Here is an 11450-nt window from a genome sequence, read left to right as displayed (position 1 = left end):
GGCTACAAACCGTCGCGATAGATTTTAAAATTTCTAGCGCGATAGGTTTCCTTTGGATAAAATTTATGCATGAAGCGGCTGAGGTAAAATTCCAAGACGCGAGCGATGTAAAATTGTCGAAAGCTAATCGCGGGCGGAATTTCACCTTGGCAAAAGTGTAAAATTTTAACTAGCCCAAGTCGCCTTTTGTGCGAAATCTACGCGACGCTTAGGACTTCGACCTTATCATCGAAAACCGCCATGCAATGCTCGTAGTGGCTAGTGCGAAGTCCGTCCTTGCTTCTCGTGCTCCACTTATCCTCGGCGATGACCGGCGTGCCGTCCTTTTGGCAGATCATCGGCTCGATGCAAAAGACCATGCCGTTTTTGATTTTGGGGCCCGATTTTGGATTGTTGCCCTCCAGATAGTTTGGGATCTCAGGCTCTTCGTGCGGGTGTTTGCCGATGCCGTGACCGCAGAAGCCGTATAGCGGCACGAAGCCGCGCGCGCGGATAAATTTCTCGATCTCGAAGCTTAGCTCTTTAAAGTGCATCCCTACCCTGATCGTTTTGATGGCAAACTCCAGCGTGTCCTTGCTGCATGCGATAAGCTCCTTGTCGGCTTTTGAAATTTTACCGACGGGCAGAGTGCGTGCGCTGTCGCCGAAATATCCATTTAGCTTCGAGCCCAGATCGACGCCTAAGATATCGCCCTCCTGCAAGATCGTTTCGTCTGGGATGCCGTGGATAATGACCTCGTTTAGCGAGAGGCACGCGGCGTTTGGAAAGCCGTATAGCCCTTTAAAAGCGGGATACGCGCCCTTGGAGGTGATGAAATCGTCGATCTTCTTATCGACTTCGAGCAGACTAAGACCCGGCTTTATGAATGAAGCTGCGTAATCAAGGGCTTGCGCGACGATCCTGTTCGCCGCGCGAAGCCCCTCTAAATCTTTTTTTGTTTTAAGTAAAATCGCCATTTATAATCCGACCGCGCTTAGGGTCTGATATTTGTTCATATAGATCTGCGCTTCTATGCGTCTCATCGTATCAAGAGCGACGGAGACGACGATCAGCACGCTGGTGCCGCCGAAATAAAACGGCACGCCCATAAATTTAACGAGCAGCCACGGGATGACGGTTACGAGACCGAGATAGATCGAGCCCCAAAACGTAAGGCGGCTGGCGACTTCGTTTAAAAAGCTCGCCGTTCCCTCGCCCGGACGAATACCCGGGATAAATCCGCCCTGCTTCTTTAAATTTTCACTAATGTCCTTGGAATTAAAAGCAATTGACGCATAAAAATAAGCGAAAAATATAACCAACACAAAGGTCAAAAAGTTAAAGAAGTAATTGCTAGGGCTTAGGAAATCGTGGATCTTTTGGATGATCGGATTGGTGCTCGCCTGCAAAATAGTGGTCGGAAACATCAAAATCGCGCTTGCAAAAATAGGCGGAATGACGCCGCTTAAATTTAGCTTGATCGGCACATAGTTCATAATACGCTTGTTTTGATTTGCCATCAATACCTTGCGCGAAAACGAAACTGGAATCCTGCGCTCGCCCAGCTCTATATAGATAATAACTCCGATAGTGAGTAAAATAATCCCTATAATAAGGGCGAGGATCAAGATATTCATCTCGCCGGTATTTACTAAATTTACGGTACTTCCGATCGCTCTAGGGATAGCGCTAACGATACCCGCAAAGATAATAAGGCTGGTGCCGTTACCGACGCCGCGCTGCGTAATCTGCTCGCCGATCCACATCAAAAGCATTGTGCCTGCAAGCATCGAAATGCACGAGATGAAAACAAACTCGTTGGTATTCTCCGCCATTATCGCAGGCGCTCCGGTCTGTCCGTGGATACCCTGTAAACCGATGCTAACGCCGATGGATTGAACCATGGCGATTGCGATGGTGGCGTATCGGATGATCTGCATATATTTCTGCATGCCGTCGCGCTCTTTTTTGAGCTTGCCTAAATTTGGGAAGGTCGCGGCGAGCAGTTCCATAATGATCGAAGCGGTAATATAAGGCATAATGCCTAGCGAGATAACGCTGAATCGCTCCGCCGCGTTACCGCTAAACATATTAAACATTCCAAAAGCGTTGTTGCTATTGCTTTGAAAAAATTGCTTTATAACCTCAACGTCCACTCCCGGAACTGGCACGTAAGCTAGCAACCTATAGGCAAAAAGAAAGCCCAAAGTAATGAGAATTTTGTTGCGTAGCGATTTATTCATTATTTTTGTCCGCTAAATTTTACGTTCTCGTCTTTGATCTTGCTAGCGAGCGCTTTTGCGTCTACGCCGATCAGCTTGATCTTTTTAACGGAATTTGAAATTTTATGAACCGACTTGATGCTTTCGATCGTGATCTCGCTAAGATCTTTGATAGCTTCGATTTTATCGACATTGATCACGTAAGGTTTTTCAAATTTAGAAGTAAAACCTACCTTTGGAAGCCTTCGCTGAATCGGCTGTTGACCGCCTTCGAAGCCTCTTTTTTCATGAGAGCCGGTGCGTGCGGTCTGACCCTTGCCGCCGCGACCCGCAGTTTTACCTAGGCCGCTTCCTTGACCGCGACCCAAGCGCTTGGTGGCGTGAGTCGAGCCAGGGGCTTTTTTAAGATTTTCTAATCCCATCTTTTATCCTTCTAGTGTTTTAAGATACTAAGAGCTTTCATAGTAGCCCTTACGACGTTGGATGCGTTATTTGAGCCTAGCGACTTGGTTAGGATATCCCTAATGCCTGCAAGCTCTAAAACCGGGCGCACGGAGCCGCCCGCGATAACGCCGGTACCTTCGCTCGCCGGCTTTAATAAAATTTTACTCGCATTGTATTTTACTTCAACATCGTGAGTGATGGTAGAGCCGTTTAAATTTACCTTGATGATATTTTTAAACGCATCGTCTACCGCCTTTTTAATCGCGTCTGGTACCTCTTTGGATTTACCGAAGCCAAAGCCCACCAGACCGTTTCTATTGCCTACCACTACGAGCGCGGTAAATCTGAACCTTCTACCGCCCTTAACGACCTTCGTAACCCTACCGATATTGACGATTACCTCTTCGAATTCTTCTCTATTATACTTTTCCACAATCATTCCTTTGGGTTATAGTTTGATGCCGTTTTGGCGTAGCGACTCGGCAAAGCTTGCGATTACACCGTGATACAAATAGCCGTTGCGATCGAAAAGCGCCTCGGAGATGCCTTTATCCTTTAGCTTGGAAGCCAAATCTTTAGCTAGGCTAGCCGCGCCCTCTTTGTTCGCCTTTAAATTTAAAACCTTACCGCTGCTGGCGCACAAAGTTACGCTCGCTACATCGTCGATAGCCTGAGCGTAGACGGTTCTATTGGATTTGAAAATAGAAATTCTAGGGCAAGATGCGACGCCTGAAATTTTAGTGCGAATTCTTCTTTTTCTCTTGATTCGTAAAGAGATCTTTCTTTTTAATACGTTCTGTGTCATTTCTCAACCCTTATTTCTTAGCTGTTTTTCCGGCTTTGCGGATAATGCGCTCTTCAAGATACTTAATGCCCTTGCCTTTGTATGGCTCAGGCGGTCTGAATCCTCTGATCTCGGCTGCTACTTGACCTACTTGCTGCTTGTCGTCGCCTTTGATGGTTACGACGTTTTTATCTACGAAAATTTCAATCCCCTTTGGAGATTCAAAATTTATCGGATGCGAAAAGCCTAAATTTAGCTCAAGCACCTTGCCCTTCATCGCGGCTCTGTAGCCGACGCCGTTGATTTCAAGCTGCTTTGAAAAGCCCTCGGTAAGACCAAGGACGATATTGTTAGCTAAAGCGCGGTATGTTCCCCAATACGCCCTGCTCTGTCTATCCTCGCCCTTAGGTGAGAATTCTATCTTTCCGTCTTCGATTTTTACATCGACATGACCTTTTAAATCAAGCTCTTTTTCGTTATTAGATTTTTTAAATTTTAACGACGAGCCGTCGATTTTGACCTCTAAGCCGTTTGGAATAGAGATCGGTTTTTTACCAATTCTTGACATAATTTTCCTTTTTATTTGTCTAGGGTATGTCTACTTTTACGAATGGATACCACAATGCCATAAAAAGTAGAAACTTCTTACCAGATCGTGCAAAGCACTTCGCCGCCGACGCCCGCTTTGTGCGCGTCAATACCGCTCATAACGCCTTTGCTTGTGCTAACGACGACGGTTCCGTAGCCGTTTTTGAAGCGCTTGATTTCGTCTTTGCCTTGATATACGCGGCGACCCGGAGTCGAAATTCTTTTAACTTCGTTTATCACGCTCCTGCCCTTTTCGTCGTATTTAAGCACCACGTTGATGATCTTTTTATTGTTTTCCTCTACTACGTTGTAGCTCTCGATATAGCCCTTCTCGGCTAAAATTTTAAGCATAGCCTCAACGACGTTTGAGTGAAAAAGCTTAGTCGTATCTAGTCTTCGCATCGCAGCATTTCTGATGCGAGTTAGTCCATCTGAAATAAGATCGTTAATCATCTCTTCTCCTTACCAGCTTGCTTTTTTTAGACCCGGGATCAAGCCCTCGTTTGCCATCTTGCGAAGGCAAACGCGACAAATTCCAAAATCTTTATAAACGGAGTGCGGACGACCGCAAATTTGACATCTGGTATATGCGCGAGTGCTAAATTTAGCGGGGCGTTTCGCCTTGGCTACCATTGATTTTTTTGCCATATCATTTTCCTTTTGCAAAAGGCATGCCGAATAGCTCTAGCAATTTAAATGCCTCTTTATCGTTATTTGTAGTCGTTACAACGGTTATATTCATACCGTGAGTTCTTAAAATTTGATCGTATTCGACCTCAGGGAACATTAGCTGCTCTTGCAAGCCGAAGTTATAATTGCCGCGTCCGTCAAAGCCCGCCCTAGGTAGTCCTCGGAAATCCTTAACTCTAGGAAGCGCGATAGAGATCAGTTTGTCTAAAAAGGCAAACATCTGCTCCTTTCGTAACGTAACCATTATACCTACCGGGAAACCTTCGCGCACTTTAAAGCCGGCAACCGATTTTTTTGCATTGACGATAAGCGCTTTTTGGCCTGCGATCAGCGAGATAGTATCAGCCATATTTTGAAGCACCTTTTGATCTTTGCTCGACTCGCCCGTTCCTACGCTGATAACGATCTTTTCAAGCGCCGGGATAAGCATAGGATTTTTTATATCAAATTCTTTCTGCAAAGCAGCTCTGATGGAATTAGCGTATTTATCTTTTAGTCTGCTCATAATCAACCCTCTACCAACGCAACGTTTGAAATATCCATAGGCATCTCTTTGCTTGTAAAGCCGCCTTGCGGATTTTGCTCGGTTGGTTTGATAGCCTTTTTAGCCATTTTACAACCCTCGACGATAACTTGAGCTTTTTTAGGAAACACGACCTTAACGGTGCCTGTTTTGCCCTTATCGTCACCTGCGATGATCTTTACTTGATCGCCTTTTTTAATCTTAAATTTTACTGCCATTATAAAACCTCCGGAGCCAGCGAAACGATCTTCATAAAACCGCCGTATCTGACCTCTCTACCGATAGGACCGAAAATACGAGTACCGATCGGCTCTTTTTTTGAATCCAAAATAACGGCTGCGTTCTCGTCGAATCTAATTAGCGAGCCGTTGCCTCTGTGCAACTCTTTAGTCGTACGAACGACTACGGCTTTTACTACTTGACCGCGCTTAATCTTGCCGTTAGGGAGCGCTTTTTTTACAGAGCAAACGATGATATCGCCGATTGTGGCATATCTTCTTTTGCTGCCGCCCAAAACTTTAATACACATAAGTTCTTTTGCGCCGCTATTATCAGCTACCGCAAGTCTGGTAAAACTCTGTATCATTATTCAACTCCTGTTTTCAAAACCGCTTTTAAGCGAAACGATTTTCTAGCGCTTAGCGGTCTGCACTCGATCGCAGATATGGTATCGCCGATCTTTACGACGTTGTTTTCATCGTGGATCAGATATTTTTTAAATCTTTTTACGATCTTTCTATATCTAGGGTGCATAACCCTTCTTTCTACCAAAACGGTAGCTGTTTTATCGCCCGCCTTCTTTACGACTACGCCTTGAATTTCTCTTTTAAATGCCATAACCTATCCTTATTTCGCTTTAATAGCGGTGTTGATTCTAGCGATATCTTTTTTGATAGCGCGAATCTCGTTAGGATTGCTTAGCTGCATAGTTTTTAGCTTTTGTCTAGCCGTAAATAAAAGCAACTTGCTTTGTTTCAACATAGAATTTAGCTCAGCCAAATCTTTATCTTTCAAATCAGTATATTTCATTTTCGCTTTCCCTACTTACGATTTTCGTTTTAAAAGGTAGTTTATGAATCGAAAGCATAAGCGCCTCTTTAGCAACCTCTTCGCTAACGCCGGTCATCTCGAAAATGATCCTGCCCGGTTTTATATTCATTACCCACTCTTCTACGCCGCTCTTACCCTTACCCATACGAGTTTGTAGAGGTTTTTTGGTAAGCGGTTTGTCTGGGAATACCTTAATCCAAATTTTAGCTTGACGATTCACGAAGCGCGTCATCGCGACACGAGCCGCTTCGATCTGGCGAGAATTTACCCTACCCGCCTCTACCGCTTTGATACCGAAATCGCCGAACGTCAAGGAATTTCCTCTCGTCGCATAGCCGCGATTGCGACCTTTCATCATCTTGCGGTATTTTGTTCTTTTTGGCATCAACATGACTATTTACCTCTTCTTGGTCTGCGTGTTTTTTTAGGCGCATCGTCGGTCTTTTCAGCCTGGATGCCTTTTTGTAAAATTTCACCCTTAAAGATCCAAACCTTAATGCCGATATTACCGTAAGTCGTATGCGCTTCGGCAAAGCCGTAATCGATCCTAGCCCTTAGAGTATGAAGTGGAACGCGTCCCTCCAAATACCATTCGGTTCTAGCCATCTCAGCGCCGCCTAAGCGACCTGCGACGCAAATTTTAATTCCCTTTGCGCCTGCTTTTTGAGCGCCTTGGATGACCTTCTTCATAGCGCGGCGGAATGCAACACGGCGCTCTAGCTGCATAGCTACGTTTTCCGCAGCCAAAAGCGCGTTCGAGCCTACTTTGCGCTCCTCTTTGATATTGATGGCTATGTCTTTATTGACTAGCTTAACGACTTCACTTCTTAAATTTTCGACCTCGCCGCCTTTTTTACCGATGATGATGCCCGGTCTTGCGGCTACGATCGTTACGCGAATTTTCTTAGCCGTTCTTTCGATAAGAATTTGGCTAATTCCCGCATAATAAAGCTTAGCTTTTAAAAATTTACGGATCTTGTAATCCTCGCCGATACTCTCGGAAAGCGTCGCTTTAGAAGGAAACCATCTAGACTCCCAATTTCGATTAATTCCTAATCTTAAACCGATCGGATTTACTTTCTGTCCCATTTACGCTTCCTTCTTACTTGGTTTTGCTACTTCGACGATAATGTGCGAAGTAGGCTTGCGGATACGGCTAGCCGTACCTCTGGCGCGCGGACGAAATCTCTTAAGCACCGGACCTGCATCCACTCGGCAGCTGGTAACTACGACCTCTTCAGGCTCAAAGCCGCCGTTTGCGACCGCACTTGAAATCGCTGTAGCGATATATTTCGCGCCGCGATTAGGCGTAAATTCCAAAGTAGCAAGGGCAAATTCCGCATTCATGCCTTGAATTTGTTTTGCGATAAGTCTTGCTTTTGTCGGCGAAAGGCGAACAAATTTAATAGTTGATTTACTCATATTCTATCCTTACTTGCCGATCTTTTTCTGCACGGAGCCCTTATGGCCCTTGAAAGTGCGTGTAGGAGCGAACTCGCCTAATTTATAACCGATATGATGCTCGGTGACGTAAACCGGGATAAAATTCTTTCCGTTATGAACGTTAAACGTAAGTCCGATCATCTCAGGCACGATCGTGCTTCGTCTCGACCAAGTCTTGATCGGTTTGTTATCGCCGGCTTTCTTCGCCGCAACGACTTTTTTCATTACGTGATCATCTACGAAAGGACCTTTTTTTAGCGATCTAGCCATTTTTATTTTCCTTTCCTTCTTGAAATTATAAGCTTATCGCTCGCTTTTTTATGGCGAGTTTTATAGCCCTTCGTCGGTTTGCCCCACGGAGTTACCGGATGGCGGCCGGAGTTTTTCTTACCCTCACCACCGCCGTGTGGGTGATCAACCGGGTTCATCGCAGAACCTCTGGTTTGAGGACGGATACCTCTGTGGCGGTTACGTCCGGCTTTACCAATGACGACGTTTGCCCACTCTTCGTTACCCACTACGCCGATACTGGCCATACACTCTGCAAGCACTCTTCTCATCTCACCGCTAGGCAGACGTAAAATGACGTATTTTTCCTCTTTACCCATAAGCTGAGCATAGCCTCCGGCGCTACGTGCCATTTGAGCACCTTTGCCAGGTTTTAACTCAATATTATGCAGGATGGTTCCCACAGGGATGTTTTTCATCTTCATCGCGTTGCCAGGTTTAATATCTAATCCGCCCTCGGCAGCGGCTACTACGTCACCCACTTTAAGATCGTTAGGCTTGATAATGTAGCGCTTCTCACCGTCTGCGTATGAGATCAGCGCGATACGGCAGTTGCGATTCGGATCGTATTCGATCGCCTCGACCTTGCCTGCAACGCCGAATTTATTTCGCTTAAAATCGATAATTCTATAAAGTTTAGCAGCTCCTGCTTGTTTATGGCGGCTGGTAATGCGACCATTATTGTTTCTTCCGGCTGCGGCAGGAATTTTAACGAGCAAGCCTCTAACGCTAGCTTTTGCAGTGATATCCTCGCTGCTAAGCCCTGTCATAAATCTTCTACTTGGAGTATACGGTTTATAAGTTTTAATTGCCATTTTACGCCTCCACGCTTTCTAGGCTTGCGCCCTCAGGTAGTTTGACGTAGAATTTCTTCACATCATTTCTAGCGCCAGTTCTGCCTTTAAATCTTTTTACTTTGCCATCCTGTCTTAAAGAATTTATCTTTAGCGGAGTAATCCCGAAATAGTTTTTTAAAACGCTCTTTAGTCCGTTTTTCGTAACCGACGGGCTAGTTTGGATAACGACCACGCCGTTTTCTTGAAGACCGAGAGACTTTTCCGTATAAAGGATCGTTTTGATATCTGTTATATCTGCCATTTTAGTCCTCTTTCACTATTGATTCAAATGCCGCTTTTTCGAATACGACCGAGCCGTAAACTGCGATTAGGTAAGCATTGACCTCGCTTGCATCGATGACATAGCAATTCTTAAGATTTCTATAGGCCAAAAGAGTTTGTGCGTCTAGCTCGTTTTTAACGATCAGCGCATCTCTAACGCCCAGTTTCTTAATAAAATTTGCCGCATCTTTAGTTTTACCGCTTTTTAGCTCCAAATCATCGAATATAAAAATTTTACCCTCGTTTGCTTTCTCATTGATAGCAAATTCCAGCGCAAGGCGTTTTTGCTTCTTATTGACCTTCTGCTCGTAATTTCGCTCGTTAGTCGGACCGAATGCGACCGCACCGCCTACCCAGACGTTAGTTCTAGTTGAGCCCGCGCGTGCGCCGCCGCGACCCTTTTGTCGCCATGGTTTTTTGCCGCCGCCGCTAACCTCGGCGCGAGTTTTAGCGTTAGCCGTATTTGCACGAAGCGAAGCAAGGTAAGATTTGACGTACAAATATAGATTGTGCGAATTGACTTCCGAAAATTTCGCAGGAATTTCAATTTCGCTTGCTTTTTCCAGTTTTTCGTTAAGCACGCTTACTTTACTCATTTTACTATCCTTATTCTACCCATTGCACCGTTAAATCCAGGAACCGAGCCCTTAAGCACTAAAATTTTATTCTCGGCATCAAAGCTTACGACTTCGTTTTTAGCGGTGATCGTTTCGTTTCCAGTGTGTCCCGCCATCCTCATACCAGGCTGAACGCGACCGGGCCACTCGCAGTTGCCAATAGAACCAGGTCTTCGGTGGAAGCGGCTACCGTGCGCTGCAGGACCGCCCGCAAAGCCATGGCGCTTAATAACGCCCTGATAGCCCTTGCCCTTGGATCTGAAGCTTACTTTTACGATCTTAGCTCCGCTCAAAACATCTAAATTTTGATCGCCAAGCTCGGCATTTTCTAAGCTTAGAGTCGCAAATTTATTAAATTCCTTGCTTAGGCTATATTTCTTTTGAATTCCAGCGATAGCTTTGTTATACGCCTTGCCGTCTGCGTAGGCTACAATAGCTTTTTTCTCATCGCAAACTTCGCAAATTTTGGTATTAATAAGTCGCAAAAGAGTCACGGGCGTGCTGCTCGTGTCGATCGTCCTACTCATACCTATTTTTTCTACGATATATTCCATTGTTTTACCCCTTATTTGCCCATCGCGTGAACTTCGACGTTGACTTCCGGAGCCAAATCAAGCTTAGTTAGTGAATCAACCGTATCTGGCGTAGCCGCTACGATGTCTAGCATACGAGCGTGAATTTTCATCTCAAACTGCTCTCTGGAGTCTTTATTTACGTGCGGAGATCTTAAAACGGTGTAGCGTTTAATCTTCGTAGGCATAGGCACGGGACCTCTGACGTCCGCACCTGTTCTTTTTACGGCTTCAACGATAGCCGAAACTGTGCGATCTAAAACTCGATGGTCATAAGCCTTGAGTTTTAACCTAATTTTTTGCATCACTTTTCCTTAATAAAGAACTTGTCGCAACGCGCGACCTTTTGTTTCAAACAAAAGACGCACATTATATAAAAGCGCTCCGGCTTTGTCAAGAAAATAGCCAAATTTTATGGAAATATTTCCTTTTAATAAGGAAAAATATATAGAATTTCGAAAATTTTTAGGGTGCTGGAAATTTTCAATACAAAAATTTTAGATAAATTTGAAATAGATATAAAAATTTCATAGGATTTTTCAGATTTATTTCCTTTTAATAAGGAAAATTTTAAAATACTCGCCATGAATGATCTAAAATTTTTTTACGAAAATCCACCGGAATTTGCGGGCTTTATCCCGCGCAAAAGAGGTATCAGCTCTGCCAAAACCATAATCTACGGAGTGCTAAATTCCGGCAAAAGCGCCGTGCTGAAAAATGAAATTTCGGAACTTAAAAAAGATGAAATTTTGTATCTAAATTTAACCGATCTACGCCTTGAGGATATGGTAGCGGGCGGCACGATCGCTGCGGTTAAAAATAGCGCGGACAATACAAACGGCAGCGAAGTAAATGAGAATGAAATAAGCGGAGAAACTACGCTCGATGCAGATATTTCGGATATAGATAAATTTTATCGCGCCGCCATAAAAAATACAGATACAAAAAATGAAAGCGCAAACGGCTTAAACAACGCAAAAAATGCGGAGTCGGGTGGCATAAAAAACAGGAGCGAGAATTTCTTCCGCAAGATCAAAGAATTTTTAGCCACCAACGAGCAAATTTCATCGCTTTTTCTGGATAATTTCAGTAGTGCCGATTTTGAAATTTCATCGCTTCAAAGCTTCGCCGA

The 11450-nt window shown here is 44.6% G+C and carries 21 protein-coding genes and 2 pseudogenes; 1 reads left to right on the top strand and 22 read right to left on the bottom strand.

Translation table 11 applies throughout. From position 1 onward, the window contains the following. Positions 1-197: 197 nt before the first annotated feature. The 22 genes and pseudogenes from map to rpsJ all read right to left on the bottom strand — a co-directional run bounded on the left by map (position 198) and on the right by rpsJ (position 10623). On the bottom strand, positions 198-956 hold the full coding sequence (gene map / locus Q0277_RS05135; protein ID WP_297996192.1) for a type I methionyl aminopeptidase: 759 nt from the start codon (positions 954-956) through the stop codon (positions 198-200). Next, a complete protein-coding gene (secY, locus tag Q0277_RS05130) occupies positions 957-2222 on the bottom strand; it encodes a preprotein translocase subunit SecY (RefSeq protein ID WP_297996190.1) in 1266 nt (421 codons plus the stop codon). After that, entirely contained in the window at positions 2222-2623 is a 402-nt protein-coding gene (gene rplO / locus Q0277_RS05125) for a 50S ribosomal protein L15 (RefSeq protein ID WP_297996188.1), read from the bottom strand. The genes secY and rplO overlap by 1 nt, the downstream gene beginning before the upstream one ends. Before the next feature lie 11 nt (positions 2624-2634). After that, on the bottom strand, positions 2635-3078 hold the full coding sequence (gene rpsE / locus Q0277_RS05120; protein ID WP_297883348.1) for a 30S ribosomal protein S5: 444 nt from the start codon (positions 3076-3078) through the stop codon (positions 2635-2637). A gap of 15 nt (positions 3079-3093) precedes the next feature. Continuing rightward, complete coding sequence (gene rplR, locus Q0277_RS05115; RefSeq protein ID WP_297996185.1) at positions 3094-3450, bottom strand: 50S ribosomal protein L18; 357 nt, start codon at positions 3448-3450, stop codon at positions 3094-3096. A gap of 10 nt (positions 3451-3460) precedes the next feature. Then, the gene (gene rplF / locus Q0277_RS05110; protein ID WP_297996183.1) at positions 3461-3997 is read right to left on the bottom strand and encodes a 50S ribosomal protein L6; all 537 of its coding nucleotides are present in this window, start codon (positions 3995-3997) and stop codon (positions 3461-3463) included. 77 nt (positions 3998-4074) lie between these two features. Beyond that, positions 4075-4470: a 30S ribosomal protein S8 gene (gene rpsH / locus Q0277_RS05105; RefSeq protein WP_005868989.1), complete on the bottom strand. Its 396-nt coding sequence runs from the start codon at positions 4468-4470 to the stop codon at positions 4075-4077. Between the two features lie 9 nt (positions 4471-4479). Continuing rightward, positions 4480-4665 (bottom strand): type Z 30S ribosomal protein S14, encoded by a 186-nt coding sequence (locus Q0277_RS05100; protein ID WP_005868990.1) that lies wholly within the window; start codon positions 4663-4665, stop codon positions 4480-4482. 1 nt (position 4666) lies between these two features. Then, a complete protein-coding gene (gene rplE / locus Q0277_RS05095) occupies positions 4667-5212 on the bottom strand; it encodes a 50S ribosomal protein L5 (RefSeq protein WP_297923267.1) in 546 nt (181 codons plus the stop codon). A gap of 2 nt (positions 5213-5214) precedes the next feature. Beyond that, positions 5215-5448, bottom strand: a complete 234-nt coding sequence (gene rplX / locus Q0277_RS05090; protein ID WP_297904239.1) for a 50S ribosomal protein L24 — start codon at positions 5446-5448, stop codon at positions 5215-5217. After that, complete coding sequence (rplN, locus tag Q0277_RS05085; protein WP_005868993.1) at positions 5448-5816, bottom strand: 50S ribosomal protein L14; 369 nt, start codon at positions 5814-5816, stop codon at positions 5448-5450. The genes rplX and rplN overlap by 1 nt, the downstream gene beginning before the upstream one ends. Next, the gene (gene rpsQ / locus Q0277_RS05080; protein ID WP_005868994.1) at positions 5816-6067 is read right to left on the bottom strand and encodes a 30S ribosomal protein S17; all 252 of its coding nucleotides are present in this window, start codon (positions 6065-6067) and stop codon (positions 5816-5818) included. Before rpsQ ends, rplN begins: the two co-directional genes overlap by 1 nt. Before the next feature lie 9 nt (positions 6068-6076). Beyond that, positions 6077-6259, bottom strand: a complete 183-nt coding sequence (gene rpmC / locus Q0277_RS05075; protein WP_005868995.1) for a 50S ribosomal protein L29 — start codon at positions 6257-6259, stop codon at positions 6077-6079. Further along, positions 6246-6671 (bottom strand): 50S ribosomal protein L16, encoded by a 426-nt coding sequence (rplP, locus tag Q0277_RS05070; protein ID WP_005868996.1) that lies wholly within the window; start codon positions 6669-6671, stop codon positions 6246-6248. Before rplP ends, rpmC begins: the two co-directional genes overlap by 14 nt. Before the next feature lie 2 nt (positions 6672-6673). Then, the gene (gene rpsC / locus Q0277_RS05065) at positions 6674-7369 is read right to left on the bottom strand and encodes a 30S ribosomal protein S3 (protein ID WP_005868997.1); all 696 of its coding nucleotides are present in this window, start codon (positions 7367-7369) and stop codon (positions 6674-6676) included. Between the two features lie 21 nt (positions 7370-7390). After that, positions 7391-7702: pseudogene (gene rplV, locus Q0277_RS05060) on the bottom strand (50S ribosomal protein L22); the annotation flags it as partial. A 9-nt stretch (positions 7703-7711) separates the two neighbouring features. After that, complete coding sequence (gene rpsS / locus Q0277_RS05055; protein WP_005869002.1) at positions 7712-7993, bottom strand: 30S ribosomal protein S19; 282 nt, start codon at positions 7991-7993, stop codon at positions 7712-7714. A gap of 2 nt (positions 7994-7995) precedes the next feature. Further along, on the bottom strand, positions 7996-8826 hold the full coding sequence (rplB, locus tag Q0277_RS05050; RefSeq protein WP_297897660.1) for a 50S ribosomal protein L2: 831 nt from the start codon (positions 8824-8826) through the stop codon (positions 7996-7998). Between the two features lies 1 nt (position 8827). Then, on the bottom strand, positions 8828-9109 hold the full coding sequence (locus Q0277_RS05045; protein ID WP_297960294.1) for a 50S ribosomal protein L23: 282 nt from the start codon (positions 9107-9109) through the stop codon (positions 8828-8830). Position 9110: 1 nt separating this feature from the next. Then, complete coding sequence (rplD, locus tag Q0277_RS05040) at positions 9111-9725, bottom strand: 50S ribosomal protein L4 (RefSeq protein WP_005869006.1); 615 nt, start codon at positions 9723-9725, stop codon at positions 9111-9113. Next, on the bottom strand, positions 9722-10300 hold the full coding sequence (rplC, locus tag Q0277_RS05035; protein WP_297962887.1) for a 50S ribosomal protein L3: 579 nt from the start codon (positions 10298-10300) through the stop codon (positions 9722-9724). Before rplC ends, rplD begins: the two co-directional genes overlap by 4 nt. 11 nt (positions 10301-10311) lie before the next feature. Then, a complete protein-coding gene (rpsJ, locus tag Q0277_RS05030) occupies positions 10312-10623 on the bottom strand; it encodes a 30S ribosomal protein S10 (protein ID WP_005869011.1) in 312 nt (103 codons plus the stop codon). A 279-nt stretch (positions 10624-10902) separates the two neighbouring features. Here rpsJ and Q0277_RS05025 point away from each other — a divergent pair. Further along, positions 10903-11450 (top strand): annotated as a pseudogene (locus tag Q0277_RS05025) (hypothetical protein); the annotation flags it as partial.

This window comes from uncultured Campylobacter sp. (assembly GCF_938030815.1).
Classification (GTDB): domain Bacteria; phylum Campylobacterota; class Campylobacteria; order Campylobacterales; family Campylobacteraceae; genus Campylobacter_B.
Note: the sequence above shows the minus strand (reverse complement) of the source record. Positions and strands in the feature narration are given on the sequence as shown.